The organism is Mesorhizobium sp. P2_A8, from assembly GCF_056404935.1.
Map to the genome: position 1 here is coordinate 269,828 of NZ_JBFUDB010000005.1, position 12,235 is coordinate 282,062.

Sequence of the window (12,235 nt, forward strand, 5' to 3'; positions counted from 1 at the left end):
TCACCACTCGGCACCGATCTGCGTGCGCGCCGCGGCGAGCTTGTTGAAGAAATAGACGGTGAAGGCGATCGACAGCAGGATCGAGAAATAGGCCATGGCGTTGGCCATGCCCATGCGCCCATCGCTATAGGCGGTGCGCGCCACCAGCGTCCAAAGCAGCTCGGTACGGCCCGCCGGTCCGCCATCGGTCATGATCTTGACGATGTCGTAGGCGCGCGCGACGTCGAGCGAGCGGATGGTCATGGCGATATAGGCGAAAGGCATGACGAACGGCCACGTCACATAGCGGAATGTCTGCCATGGCGTGCAGCCATCGACACGCGCCGCCTCGATCGGCTCCTTGGGCATGGCCAGCAGGCCGGCGAGGATCAGGATGGCGAAGATCGCCGTCGACGACCAGATTTCGGCGATCGAGATGGCAATGAAGGCGAGGTGGCTTTCGATCAGCCACGGTATCGCATCCTGGGTGATGCCGAGCGACTGCAGGGCATTGTTCACCAGGCCGATATTGTCGTTGAACATGAACTTGAACTGGAAGCCGACGAGGATCGGCGAGAACATCATCGGGAACATCATCAGCGTGCGCAGGATGCGCTGGCCGCGCGTCGCCTTCTCGACCAGCATGGCCAGGCCGAGGCCGAGCAGCATCTCGAGATTGAGCGCGATGGTCAGCAGCAGCACCGTGCGGCCGAACGCCCACCAGAAATCCGTGTTCGACAGGATCGAAAGATAGTTCCTGATGCCGATGAAGACGTAAAATGTCTCGGGCCGAGTCAGACGGAACGGCGTGAAACTGGAATAGAGCGACAAAAGCAGCGGCACGACGACCACCGCTGCCAGCACGATCATTGCCGGAAGCAGCAGCAGGAATGGCGCGGATGGCTTGAAGCCCTTCATCGGGATCCTGTGAGATGTTGCATTCGACTATCGGTGCCTCTTCTTCGTTGAGGCCCGTGCCGGAGAGCGGAACGGCTGTCGTGGATCGACCAAGCGCTCCCGCCCCGGCAAGGCGCGATCGCCTCCCCCATTGCTGATGGGGGAGGCCGTCTAGGGACCCGCTTCTAGAGCTTGCCGGCGTCTTGGAGGATCTGCGTCGCCTTGGCGGCGGCTTCGTCCAGTGCCTGCTTGGAGGTCTTGTCGCCGAGGATCGCCGCCTGCAGCTCGGGGTAGACGGCGTTCGAGATTTCGATCCATTCAGGCGTCTGCGGCACGGCGAAGGCGTGCTTGGCCTCTTCCTGGAAAGCCGCAAGAACCTCCTTCTTGTAAGGGTCGTTTGCTGCTTGCTGGAGATCCCAGTCCCACACCGCGGTGCGGGTCGGCAGCGGACCTGCGGCGGCCTCGAGCTTCTGGCTGTCCTCGTTGGTCAGCCACCACACCAGGGAAGCCGCGGCCTCCTTGTTGGGGCAGTTCTCGGTCACCGAGAAGCCATGGAAGCCGGACCAACCGGTGCGCTTGCCGGAAGAACCCTTCGGCGCAACCTTGACGCCGACATTGCCGGCGACCTTCGACGATTTCGGATCGTTGAAGAAGCCGGCCCAGCCCGGCCAGTCGAGATTGATGGCGACGGTGCCGGAAGCAAAGCCCTGACCGAGATCGTCCCACAAATAGTTGGTCGTCCCGGCCGGCACTGCCTTGGCCTTGTAGAGGTTGACGAACCAGTCGAGCGCCCGGATGCCGGCCTCGGAGTTGAAGACCGGCTTGCCGTCCTTGTCGAGATATTCGCCGCCTTCGGCGACCACCATCTCGTAGAAGCGGCCGTTGATCGCCTCTTCCTTGCCGGCGAACTGCGTGCCGTAGAAATTGGGCGGGTTGGCGAAGAATTCTGCCTGGTCGGTGACTTCCTTCCAGGTGTCCGGCGGCACCAGGTCATAGCCGTATTTCGCCTTGAACTTGGTCTTGTTGTCGGCGTTCTCGTACAGGCTCTTCTGGTAGTAGAGCGCCGAAACGTCGAACTGCGCGCGAGGCAGCATCTCCAGCTTGCCGTCGATGGTCGCCGCCTTGATCGTCGAAGGCACGAAGGCGTCGATCTCTTCCTTGGGCAACAGCTTGCTGAGATCGGTGTAGAGGCTCGTATACTGCGGCGCGAACGACGAATGGTTCCAGCCGACGCACCAGTTGGTGCTGCCCGAAGCGATGTCGGACTTGAGCTCCTTGTCGATGTCGAAGCCGTTCTTCTTGGTCAGGATGTTGACCTTGGCGCCGGTCAACTTCTCCCATTCGGGGATGCGCTCGTAGAGTTTTTCATATTGCTGGCCACCGATCAGCTTGGCGTCGATGGTGACGCCTTCGAACTTGCCGGGCAGGTCGCCGGCAAGGGCAGTGCCTGCACCGAATGCAAGCAACAATGCGCCGGCGGACACGCCGGAAAGCAGTCTGTTCATTGGTATCCTCCCTTGGTGCGCCTCAGCGGCGACCGCAACTCGTCTGATGACAAGAAGTGCTACATTCATATACAAACAAAACATTTATGGATACGTCAAGGCGAAATTTGTTTCCGTCGGCAGCATTCCTGCGTATATGAAGAATCGAATTCACTGGAGAGATGACCCATGGACGACAGCGAAGACGAGCGCTATCGCGCGCCTGCGCTCGACAAGGGGCTCGACATCCTCGAACTGCTGGCGGGCGTCGACGGTGGCCTGACGCAGGCCGAGATCGCCAAGAAACTCGACCGTAGTCCCAACGAATTCTACCGCATGCTGGACCGGCTGGTGCGGCGCGGCTACGTCACCAGGCTGGATGGCGACCGCTATTCGCTGACGCTGAAGCTGTTCGGCCTGGCGCAACTGCACGCCCCGGTGCGGCGGCTGGTTTCCTATGCCACGCCGCTGATGCGTGAACTCGCCGAAACGTCTCAGCAGGCCAACCAACTCGTTGTTTTTGATCGCGGTTCCGCCGTCGTGATCGGCCAGCAGGAGGCGCCGAATTACTGGGGTATCTCGATCCGGGTCGGCTCCCACATCAGCCTGTTCGACACCGGGTCGGGTCATGTGCTGCTCGCCTTCCGTTCGCAGGAAGAGCGGCAGATGATGATTTCCGAACATGTCCGCAGCACCGACAAGACGGCGCAATCGGCCGAGTTCTTCGCCCGGCTCGACCAGATCCGCGACCGTGGCTACGAGATGATGGCCTCGATGCAGACCGCCGGTGTCTTCAACCTGTCGGCGCCGGTGCGCAGTTCCGACGGCAAGGCGATCGCGGCGCTGTCGATTCCCTACATCACCGTCGTCAACGCGCCTTCTGCGCCCGACATCACCAGGACCATCGAATTGCTGCTGGTCACGGTCGAAAAGCTGTCGCACCTGGCCGGATCGGCCGTCGGCTCATCCACGTAAATTCTTATTTGAATGAAGAATTCCTCTGTGAGATGATTTGAAAAAGCCCGGAGGAGGGGCCACCATGATCATCGACACCCATCTGCATCTCATCGATCGTTCGGTGCTGCGCTATCCCTGGCTTGCTGGGGTGCCGGCGCTCAACCGCGATTTTTCCTACGACGAATACGTCGTGGAAGCCCACCGCGTCGGCGTCGAACGAGTGCTGCATATGGAGGTCGATGTCGATCCCGCCGACATCGAGGCCGAGACCGCTCGTGTCGAAGGACTGTCGCGGCAGCCCGGCAGCATGCTGGCCGGAGTGATCGCATCCTGTCGGCCGGAAGAGGCGGATTTTGCAACCTATCTCGAACGGCAGCGAACAAATCCCTTCGTCAAAGGGTTCCGCCGTGTCCTCCATGTCGTGCCCGACGATCTCTCGGAAGGCGCGCTGTTTCGTGACAACATCAAGCGGCTTGGCGGCACCGGCCTGACCTTCGATCTTGTCGTGCTGCCGCACCAGATTCCCAAGGCGATCACGCTTGCCGACCTGGCGCCCGACGTCCAGTTCGTCCTCGACCATTGCGGCGTCCCCGACATCAAGGGCAATGGCGAGCATCCATGGCGCGAACACATAAGCGAGATTGCGCGGCGTCCGAACGTGATCGCCAAGGTTTCCGGTGTCGTCGCCTATGCCGACCCCGTCAGCTGGACGGCCGAGACGCTGCGGCCTTATGTCGAACATACCATCGGTGCGTTCGGCTGGGACCGCGTCGTCTGGGGCAGCGACTGGCCGGTCTGCACGCTCGGCGGCGGCCTGTCGACCTGGGTGGCGGCGACCCATGCGCTGCTTGCCGGTTCCAGCGTCGATGAACGCGACAGGCTGTTGTCCGCGAATGCCCGCAAGCTGTGGCGGCTCGACTAGTCGGGCCCGTTTACGTTCCACCAGCAGCACCGGGCGCCGGAAAGCTCTCCCGGAACAGGCGATTGAGGTCTGCAACGACCTGGGCGGCCTGATGCCCGGAGGTCATGCCGGAAAGGATGCGGTCGGACGCCGCCTGCTGGAACGCCATATAGCCGTCGTGGCGCGGCCGCACCCATGCGCCCTCCAGCGTCGCACGCGTGTCCCTGTAGAAATCGCCGGTCGCGGCGTTGACGGTCTGATCCTCCCAGGCCTCGGCATGGCCTGGCTGACCGCCCGCGGCGGCATAGGTGCTGCGCTGCACGTCGCCGCTGGCGACCCAATAGGCGAAGTCGGTCGCGGCATCTTTCGCCTTGGAAAAGGCTGACACCGCTATGCCGGTGCCACCAAGCGCCGAACCGACAGGGCCGGTGGAACCGATCATCGGAATATCGGTGAAGGCCAGGCGATGCGCGCGAAATCCCGCTACCGCATAGGAGACGTAGCCATAGATCAGCGGCGTGCAGACGATCCTGGAATCCGGCTCTGCCATGCGTTCCGAGACGGCGATCGGATCCATGTCGAAGCAGGCCGGCTCGACCAGTGCCGCGATCTCGCGCATCGTTTCGAAGACTTCGCATCCGGTCCCGATGTCAATGAGATCGCGGGACGGATCGGTGGCGCAGGGATGGCCGAGATTGCCGGCCAACGTGTAAAAGGTCATCAGTGAATGGGGCGGCCGCAACGGCAACAGCACGCGTCCTTGCCGCGCGAGTTCGAGCACGTCGCTCCAATGCGATGGCGGTGCACCGAGCGCATCCGGTCGCCATGCGTGGACTTGGCTGGCCGCATCGATCGGGAAGGCCCATTGCCGACCTTGCCAACTGTAGCTCGGATAGGATTGGCCGACGCTGCCCGAGGCAAGCGCCGCGCGCTCCGCTTCGCGGCCGGCGACATCCAGCGGCTCAAGGCAGCCCTCCGCCGTGATCTGGCCGACATGCGGATGGTCGATGACGATGAGGTCATAGGTCCGCGCCAGTTCCTCGACCGGGAAGGACTCGAAATCCTGCAGCGAGCGCTTGTCCCATTCAATCGCAACGCCGGTCTTCTGCTTCCATAGGGACGAGCAGGCGACCATCGGATCGTAGCCGCGCGGATGGCTCCAGGTCATGCCCCTGAGGGTGGGCTTGAGCGGGCCCACGCTCACAGCCCGAACTCCTCGCGGATTGCCGCACTGTGCTCGCCGATGCGCGGTGCTGCCCGGTCGACCTTGGCCCTGATACCATCGACCCTGAGCGGCGAGCTGGTGGTCAGGATCGACACCTTGTCCTCGCGCGTCACCGTCTGCAGCATATCGAGCGACTGAAACCCCTCGCTTGCCAGCATTTCCGGCCAGGTCAGCACCTTGGCGCACCAGATGTCGGCCGGCTCGAGGATTTCAAGCCACTCGTCAATGGTCTTCGTGGCGATCCTTTGCGCGATGATCGCCTTGATGTCGTCGCGCGCGGTGAACCAGGATGCCGGTTTGTCGCGATAGGGCGCCAGTTCGCCGAGCGCCAGCAGGTCGGCCAGTTTGGGGATCGGCGTCATGGCGATAGCGAGATAGCCGTCCTTGGCCGGATAGACGCCATAGGGCGCCGACAGATAGGCGTGCGCGCTGCGGAAGTTGGAGCGCCTGGGCAAGCGGCGGCCATCGTTGAGATGCGTCGTCAGCACCTCGAACTGGAAATCGACCAGCGCTTCCAGCAGGCTGGTCTCGATATGGCTTCCCTGGCCGGTGATGCCGCGCCGCACCAGCGCCGCCAGGATGCCTTGCGCGCAGGCGGCACCCGCCAGCATGTCGCCGATGGCAAGGCCGAACGGCACCGGCCCCTGGTCCTCGTCGCCGTTCAGCCACATCACGCCGGAGCGCGACTGGGCAAGCAGATCCTGGCCCGGCCGCTTGACCCATGGGCCGTCCTCGCCATAACCGCTGATCGAGGCATAGACGAGCCGCGGGTTGATCTTGCGGACCGCCTCGTAGTCGAGCCCCAGCCGTTCGATGACGCCCGGCCGGAAATTCTGGATCAGCACGTCGGTCTTGGCCAGAAGAGCTCGCAGCGCCTTGAGGTCGGCCTCGTTCTTGAGGTCGATAGCAAAACTTTCCTTGGCCCGGTTGATGGCATGGAAGATGGTGGAATCGCCGCCGATCTCGGTATCGCTGAGGTAGAGCCGGCGCGACAGGTCGCCGCCATCCGGACGCTCGATCTTGATGACGCGGGCGCCGAGATCAAGCAGCCTGAGCGAGCAGTAAGGCCCGGACAGGAACTGGCTCAGGTCGACGACGACGAGACCGGCTAGCGGCAATTCGGCTGCTGCCGGCATCGCTATTTCTCCGTCTTGCCGACAAAGTCGGCCGGGTTGCGGTATTTCACCGTCTGCAGATGTTCGCAATAGAGAACGAGTTCGCCTTCGCCCTTGAACACCTCGTAGCTGGCGCGAACCAGCCCCATCTCCTTATAGCGGGGCTTCTTGTCGAGGTTGGAGCGGATCGAATAGATCGTGTCACCAATGAAGACAGGCTTTATGAAACGGAGTTTATCGTAGCCATAGGAAAAGGCGTTGATGCAATTGGTGGCGACCAGCCCGAGACCGGCCGAAAAGACGAAGGCACCGGCGATCAGCCGCTTGCCGAAAATGCCTTCGGTCTCGGCAAACATCTGGTCCTGCACATAGGGGTGGATGTCGAGCACCAGCGTGTTGAAAAGGTGGCTGTCGCCTTCCGCCATGGTGCGCCGCAGCGAGCGGATTTTCTGGCCGACGGGCCAGTCCTCGTAGAACCAGTTTTCGGCGTTCCACACCGGCAGGGCGGCGTGTTCTTCAGGCATATTGTTGGGATACGTCGAGGCGACGCCGACAGTGGGCGCGAAGTCGGTCATGGCTGGATCCGCCAGCCGTGCGCGAGGTGCGGCACGACTGTCTGAACACGCATCAAAGCGCTTGAAAGCACGACGTCTCCTCCCGTCAATCTTCTTTTGTAAATAGTATTTTCACATATGGGGTTGCGTTGCAAGCGTGAACAGGTGAAATTTTGGCGGTTCCGCGCGCCGAAGCGCTGGCGAGCAGGGGAGGAAATCATGCGCAATGCCTGTCTGGTCTTCGTCGGCAGCCTGAACCGCGAGGCGCCCTATTTTCAGGGCGCGCGCGGCGTCGGTCTCGGTGTCTACAGCGTCGACGAAACGACGCTTGAAGTGCAAAAACTGGCCGAGACCAATGAGGTCGACAATCCGACATTCCTGTCGGTGACGCCAGATGGCACACACGTCTATGCCAATTCGGAAGTCTTCACCTGGCGCGAGGGAACCGTTTCCGCCTACAGCTTCGATCGTGCTTCGGCCACGCTTACCTATTTGAACAAGCAGCCTTCGCTGGGCAGCATCACCGCGCACAACACCATCACCCGCGACGGGACGAAGCTGCTGGTCGCCAATTACGGCATGGGCGAGGGCGGCCAGGACCGCGCGGTGGCGATCTATGGCTTCGAGAAGAACGGCGCACTGTCAGCGCCGCTGGCCAGCGTTTCGCATAAAGGCGCAGGCCCCAACGCGGCACGTCAGGAACGTTCGCACGCCCACAGCGTCACCGAAACCATCGCTGGGGGAACAGCCATCGTCGCCGACCTCGGCATCGACCGGCTGGTGTCCTACCGGATCGGGCGCGACGGCAGCTTGAGCAAATTAGCCGAATCCGCTTTGCCACCAGGCTCTGGTCCGCGCCATCTCGCCCTGCACCCGAACGGTCGCTTCGTCTTTGTCATGAACGAGCTGGATTCGACGATGCTGTCGATGGCGCTGGACGAAGCGAGCGGCAAGCTCACGATCATCGATGCCAAGCCGGCGGTGCCTGCGCAGGCGCGCGACAGCAACCACTGCGCCGATATCCAGATCTCGCCGGACGGCCGTTTTGTCTACGGCTCCAACCGTGGCCATGACAGCGTGGTCATCATGGCGGTCGACCAGCAGACCGGTACGCTGAGCCTGGTCGGCCATGTGCCTTGCGGTGGTGCGACACCGCGCAACCTGGCGCTGACGCCGTCAGGTGGCCATCTGTTCTCGGCCAACCAGAATGCCGACCGCATCTCGATCTTTGCCCGCGACGCCGAAAGCGGCATGCTGACCGACACCGGACAGGCCATCGAGATCGGCACGCCGATGTGCGTCAAGATCGTGCGTTGAGCGCGCGCAACTGATCTGCATCGAAGCCTCGGACAAAACCGACCAGGGCTCAAGCCTGTTGTATTGCCGACAGCTTCCAGTTCGAGCCATTCTCACGCATGAATGTCCACAGCTCGGTCGTCTCTGTCGGATGATCATCGTCGCCCTCGACGACCTTGCCGCTGGCCCGTTCGCGCGTCACGTCACGAGACTCGTAGCGCAATGCGGCCGTGGCGTAGTCGCGGTCATCCTCGCGCCAGCTTTCCGCGATGTCGGCCTGCAGCAAGGTGACGTCCGTTACCTCGTTCCTGAGACCTTTCTGGGCATTTTCGGCCAGCTCTTCGGACAGATAGGACACCATCTCGGGGGTCACCGCCCGGCGCAGAGCGGCATGGTCTTCGCGCCCGAATGCTTCCTGGACATCAGTCAACAGCTGCTGGAATGCATCGAGGTCGGTCTGGGCCAGCGTGATTTCCTCAGAACCGGTGGCCGGGGAGCCTCCATCCGAACTGCCGCCGAAGCCGGGAATTGTGAAGGAGCGTTGAGTGTCAGTCTGCGGCTCTGCCGTTGCGCGGTTCTCAAATCTCGAAACTTGGGCATTGGAAGCTTGGGCATTGCCGGCACCGGCGAGGGCAGGACCACCCGCGGATTGCGACCGGAAGAAGCGAATAGCCAGCATGATTGCGCCACCTATGAGCAGGGCCTGAAGCAAGAAACCGAACATGCCGGCCAGGCCGCCGAAGCCCTGGCCCACGAGCAGGCCGATCAGGCCGCCGAGCAGCAGGCCGCGCATCATTGTTCCACCGAAGCCGCTCATGAAGCCGGGCCTCTGCAGGCCGGCCTGCGGTTGCCGGGCCGCTGTGTTCACGCCGGTGTTGGGCGTCATCGAACGCTCGACCGGAGCGGTCGGCGCTGGTGCGGTTCTGGTCGGTGGTGCCGATTGGAACGTCCGCGTGCCACGGCTGCCGAAACTGCCGCCGCGGCGAGCCTCGGCATGATCCATCGCGACCATCGAGAATGCAAGGAACAGGCCTGCAAAGAGGACGGCAAATCGGCTCGTGCGAGAAATCATCGGGGATGAACCTTTATCGATGTGGTTTCGGAAAATTTCAGCAATCGCCGCCCCGGGTAACCGGGCGTCATGCTGTCAATCGAACAACTCTTCGAAAAATGATTTCTTCCGCTTCGGATAGCGGTGACCCTGCGAACGGGAATAATCGTCGCCGCCGCCCTGGCCATGTTGCGGCTGGGCGAATGCTGCCGGGTGTGGCTGCGGCGCGGGCGCCGCTTCCCTGCCGGAACGCTCAATTATCTTGTCGAGTTCGCCTCGATCAAGCCAGACGCCGCGGCACTGCGGACAGTAATCGATCTCGATACCCTGGCGTTCGCTCATCACGAGCGCGACGCGGCAGGAGGGGCAAACCATACCAAGGAGGGAAGATGTCATGCGGGGCTCCGAACCAAAAAGGAATGAGCCCGCTTGACCGAAAAGGATGGAAACGGGCCCGTTATAGCGGTCCGACATCACAATCGCCAAAAGCGACAGTCAGAGGGGCCCGGCCCGCACCAGACAATTAAGAACGCAGAGCCGCGCCTTCAAGGGTGATGTTGCCTGCAAGAATGATTTGTTGCCATCGCAGGCTTTGGTCATGTCTGAGCGTGGCGGTCCGGTGCCTGAACTGATGACGGGGATTGCTCAGACCGTAACGACGATCTTGCCGAACTGCTCGTTCGATTCCAGGAAGCGATGCGCCTCGACGATCTGCTCGAAGGGGAAGGTTCTGTCGATGATCGGCTTCAGCGCTCCGGCCTCCAGGCCTTCGAGGATGAATGCCTTTGCGGCTTCCAGTTTCGCAGGATCGCCGGTGATCTCGTGGACTAGGTAGCCGCGCAGCGTCAGTGTCTTGGTCAGTACGGCGGGCAGTGGGAATGGCGTCGGCTCGCGGCTCAAGCCACCATACTCGATGAGAATGCCGCCCCGTGACATCCCCGCCGTCAGCGGCTCGAAGATCGGCCCGCCGATCGGATCGAACACGACGCGCACGCCCTGCAGACCGGCGAGCTCGTTCAGCCGTGCCGTAAGATCCTCCTCCGCTGAGGCCACGACAAAAGCCGCGCCGGCATCATTCAGGGCCTGCCTCTTAGCCGATGCCCGCGTCACCGCAATCGCGGTCGCACCAACCCTGTTGGCGATCTGGATCGCGGCAAGCCCGACACTGCTCGATGCAGCGGTGATGACGACAGCATCTCCGGCATGCAGATTGGCGATATCGATCAGCGCGCCATAGGCGGTGAGATATTGCATCCATACGGCGGCCGCCGTTGGCCAGTCGAGCGACGAAGGGTGCTTGACCACGAGCCCGACGGGATAGGTGGCAATCTCGCCATAGGCGGGCCAGCGGACCATCGACTGCGGCGGGATGATACTGACGCTGTCGCCTGGCGCGAAATCCTTCACACCGTCGCCCACCGCCTCGATCATACCGGCCGCTTCCAGGCCAAGCCCCGAGGGCAGCGTCGGCGTCTCGATATAGGCGCCCGCACGCAGCAGCGCCTCGGCGCGATTGAGGCCGAGCGCCTTGACTCGGATTTGAACTTCGCCCGGCCCAGGTCGAGCAAGCCTAACATCCTCGATACCGAGAACCTCGGGGCCACCATGCTGATGAAAGCGAACTACACGTGCCATTCGGAAACTCCAAATTATCTGAACCGAATGAGCTATGCAGCCAAGGTTCTCGGCGATAAATAGCTGTACAGATAGAACAGTAGAAATCAGGAGTTCCGAATTATGGATCGGCTCGAGAGCATGGCCGTGTTCGTCAGGGCGGTCGACCTCGGCTCGTTCGCGGCCACGGCGATCGCGCTCGATCTGTCCGGACCGATGGTCGGCAAGCATGTCCGGTTTCTCGAGGAACGGCTGGGCGTACGGTTGCTCAACCGCACCACGCGCCGGCAGAACCTGACCGACTTCGGACGTGCCTACTATGAACGCTGCCGCATCGTGCTGGCCGAAGCCAATGCCGCCGACGCGCTCGCCGCCGACCAGTTTTCAGAACCACGGGGGAAACTGCGCGTCACCATGCCGGCGCATTTCGGCCGCCACTGCGTGATCCCCGTGCTGCTGCGATTGGCACGGCAATATCCGATGCTGGAACTCGACCTGTCGCTCAGCGACCGCTTCGCCGATCTCGCCGAGGACGGCTACGATCTTGCCATCCGCACCGGTGTCCTGGACGACAAGGCCGGGGTGATCGCGCGCCGCGTCGCCCGGCAGGGCATGGTCGTCTGCGCAGCGCCCACCTATCTCCAACGCCACGGCGAACCGCGACGGATCGGGGATCTCGCAGACCACCATGCCATCGTCTACCGCCGACTTGGCCAAATCGTTCAGCCGTGGCTGTTTGCACGCGAGGGACAACGCGTGCAGGAGATCACGCCAACCGGCCGGCTGCGGCTCGACGATCTCGATGCCATCGCCGACGCCGCCGCCGAAGGCATGGGTCTTGCCTGGCTGCCCTACTGGCTGGTCCGCGAGCGCATCCAGGCTGGCGCGCTGGTGGCGCTGCTGCCGGATGAGCCGCGATATCTCTACGACTGTTATGCACTTTGGCTGCAGACGCCGCATCTGCCTTTGAAGGTGCGGCTGGCCGTCGATGCATTGGCGGCTGCGTTGCCGAAATCGATGGGCTGACGGCAAGCGTCGCCATCGGACGTCTGCGCGGCTCAGGCTTTTTCCGCTACAGTTTGCATTAAGGTGTTACCGGTGCGATGACGCCGAAATCCCTAGCGATCTCATAGCCGATGCCGTCGGCTATTCTCTCGACCAT

The 12,235-nt window shown here is 62.5% G+C and carries 12 protein-coding genes; 4 read left to right on the forward strand and 8 right to left on the reverse strand.

Annotated elements, in window-relative coordinates; translation table 11 throughout:
* Both AC1D10_RS16500 and AC1D10_RS16505 read right to left on the reverse strand, forming a co-directional pair.
* Positions 1–897: an ABC transporter permease subunit gene (locus AC1D10_RS16500; RefSeq protein WP_473602544.1), complete on the reverse strand. Its 897-nt coding sequence runs from the start codon at positions 895–897 to the stop codon at positions 1–3.
* Between the two features lie 164 nt (positions 898–1,061).
* On the reverse strand, positions 1,062–2,381 hold the full coding sequence (locus tag AC1D10_RS16505; protein WP_379092163.1) for an ABC transporter substrate-binding protein: 1,320 nt from the start codon (positions 2,379–2,381) through the stop codon (positions 1,062–1,064).
* A 168-nt stretch (positions 2,382–2,549) separates the two neighbouring features.
* On the opposite strand from AC1D10_RS16505, the gene AC1D10_RS16510 reads away from it, so the two are divergent.
* Positions 2,550–3,335: an IclR family transcriptional regulator gene (locus tag AC1D10_RS16510; protein WP_477273551.1), complete on the forward strand. Its 786-nt coding sequence runs from the start codon at positions 2,550–2,552 to the stop codon at positions 3,333–3,335.
* A gap of 64 nt (positions 3,336–3,399) precedes the next feature.
* Positions 3,400–4,239: an amidohydrolase family protein gene (locus tag AC1D10_RS16515; RefSeq protein ID WP_477273553.1), complete on the forward strand. Its 840-nt coding sequence runs from the start codon at positions 3,400–3,402 to the stop codon at positions 4,237–4,239.
* Between the two features lie 10 nt (positions 4,240–4,249).
* On the opposite strand, the gene AC1D10_RS16520 is transcribed toward AC1D10_RS16515, so the two are convergent.
* From AC1D10_RS16520 to AC1D10_RS16530, 3 genes are read right to left on the reverse strand one after another with little or no spacing between them, the layout of a single operon-like run.
* Positions 4,250–5,386, reverse strand: coding sequence for an extracellular solute-binding protein (locus AC1D10_RS16520; protein WP_477274117.1), 1,137 nt, complete (start codon positions 5,384–5,386; stop codon positions 4,250–4,252).
* 32 nt (positions 5,387–5,418) lie between these two features.
* Entirely contained in the window at positions 5,419–6,579 is a 1,161-nt protein-coding gene (locus tag AC1D10_RS16525; RefSeq protein ID WP_477273555.1) for a CaiB/BaiF CoA transferase family protein, read from the reverse strand.
* Between the two features lie 2 nt (positions 6,580–6,581).
* Positions 6,582–7,133, reverse strand: coding sequence for a MaoC family dehydratase (locus tag AC1D10_RS16530; RefSeq protein WP_477273557.1), 552 nt, complete (start codon positions 7,131–7,133; stop codon positions 6,582–6,584).
* A gap of 198 nt (positions 7,134–7,331) precedes the next feature.
* Between AC1D10_RS16530 and AC1D10_RS16535 the strand changes: the two genes are divergently transcribed.
* The gene (locus AC1D10_RS16535; protein ID WP_477273559.1) at positions 7,332–8,429 is read left to right on the forward strand and encodes a lactonase family protein; all 1,098 of its coding nucleotides are present in this window, start codon (positions 7,332–7,334) and stop codon (positions 8,427–8,429) included.
* A 49-nt stretch (positions 8,430–8,478) separates the two neighbouring features.
* On the opposite strand, the gene AC1D10_RS16540 is transcribed toward AC1D10_RS16535, so the two are convergent.
* The 3 genes from AC1D10_RS16540 to AC1D10_RS16550 all read right to left on the reverse strand — a co-directional run bounded on the left by AC1D10_RS16540 (position 8,479) and on the right by AC1D10_RS16550 (position 11,094).
* Positions 8,479–9,480 (reverse strand): Tim44 domain-containing protein, encoded by a 1,002-nt coding sequence (locus tag AC1D10_RS16540; protein ID WP_477273561.1) that lies wholly within the window; start codon positions 9,478–9,480, stop codon positions 8,479–8,481.
* Positions 9,481–9,555: 75 nt separating this feature from the next.
* Positions 9,556–9,855, reverse strand: coding sequence for a TFIIB-type zinc ribbon-containing protein (locus AC1D10_RS16545; protein ID WP_477274119.1), 300 nt, complete (start codon positions 9,853–9,855; stop codon positions 9,556–9,558).
* A gap of 249 nt (positions 9,856–10,104) precedes the next feature.
* Positions 10,105–11,094 (reverse strand): zinc-dependent alcohol dehydrogenase family protein, encoded by a 990-nt coding sequence (locus AC1D10_RS16550; RefSeq protein WP_477273563.1) that lies wholly within the window; start codon positions 11,092–11,094, stop codon positions 10,105–10,107.
* Between the two features lie 102 nt (positions 11,095–11,196).
* Between AC1D10_RS16550 and AC1D10_RS16555 the strand changes: the two genes are divergently transcribed.
* Entirely contained in the window at positions 11,197–12,099 is a 903-nt protein-coding gene (locus AC1D10_RS16555; RefSeq protein ID WP_477273565.1) for a LysR family transcriptional regulator, read from the forward strand.
* The last annotated feature ends 136 nt before the right edge of the window (positions 12,100–12,235 follow it).

Coding starts and splice junctions, on each gene's coding strand:
- AC1D10_RS16540 (WP_477273561.1), bottom strand. CDS start 9,480: ATGATTTCTCGCACGAGCCGATTTGCCGTCCTCTTTGCAGGCCTGTTC.
- AC1D10_RS16550 (WP_477273563.1), bottom strand. CDS start 11,094: ATGGCACGTGTAGTTCGCTTTCATCAGCATGGTGGCCCCGAGGTTCTC.
- AC1D10_RS16505 (WP_379092163.1), bottom strand. CDS start 2,381: ATGAACAGACTGCTTTCCGGCGTGTCCGCCGGCGCATTGTTGCTTGCA.
- AC1D10_RS16525 (WP_477273555.1), bottom strand. CDS start 6,579: ATGCCGGCAGCAGCCGAATTGCCGCTAGCCGGTCTCGTCGTCGTCGAC.
- AC1D10_RS16500 (WP_473602544.1), bottom strand. CDS start 897: ATGAAGGGCTTCAAGCCATCCGCGCCATTCCTGCTGCTGCTTCCGGCA.
- AC1D10_RS16545 (WP_477274119.1), bottom strand. CDS start 9,855: ATGACATCTTCCCTCCTTGGTATGGTTTGCCCCTCCTGCCGCGTCGCG.
- AC1D10_RS16520 (WP_477274117.1), bottom strand. CDS start 5,386: ATGACCTGGAGCCATCCGCGCGGCTACGATCCGATGGTCGCCTGCTCG.
- AC1D10_RS16535 (WP_477273559.1), top strand. CDS start 7,332: ATGCGCAATGCCTGTCTGGTCTTCGTCGGCAGCCTGAACCGCGAGGCG.
- AC1D10_RS16510 (WP_477273551.1), top strand. CDS start 2,550: ATGGACGACAGCGAAGACGAGCGCTATCGCGCGCCTGCGCTCGACAAG.
- AC1D10_RS16555 (WP_477273565.1), top strand. CDS start 11,197: ATGGATCGGCTCGAGAGCATGGCCGTGTTCGTCAGGGCGGTCGACCTC.
- AC1D10_RS16530 (WP_477273557.1), bottom strand. CDS start 7,133: ATGACCGACTTCGCGCCCACTGTCGGCGTCGCCTCGACGTATCCCAAC.
- AC1D10_RS16515 (WP_477273553.1), top strand. CDS start 3,400: ATGATCATCGACACCCATCTGCATCTCATCGATCGTTCGGTGCTGCGC.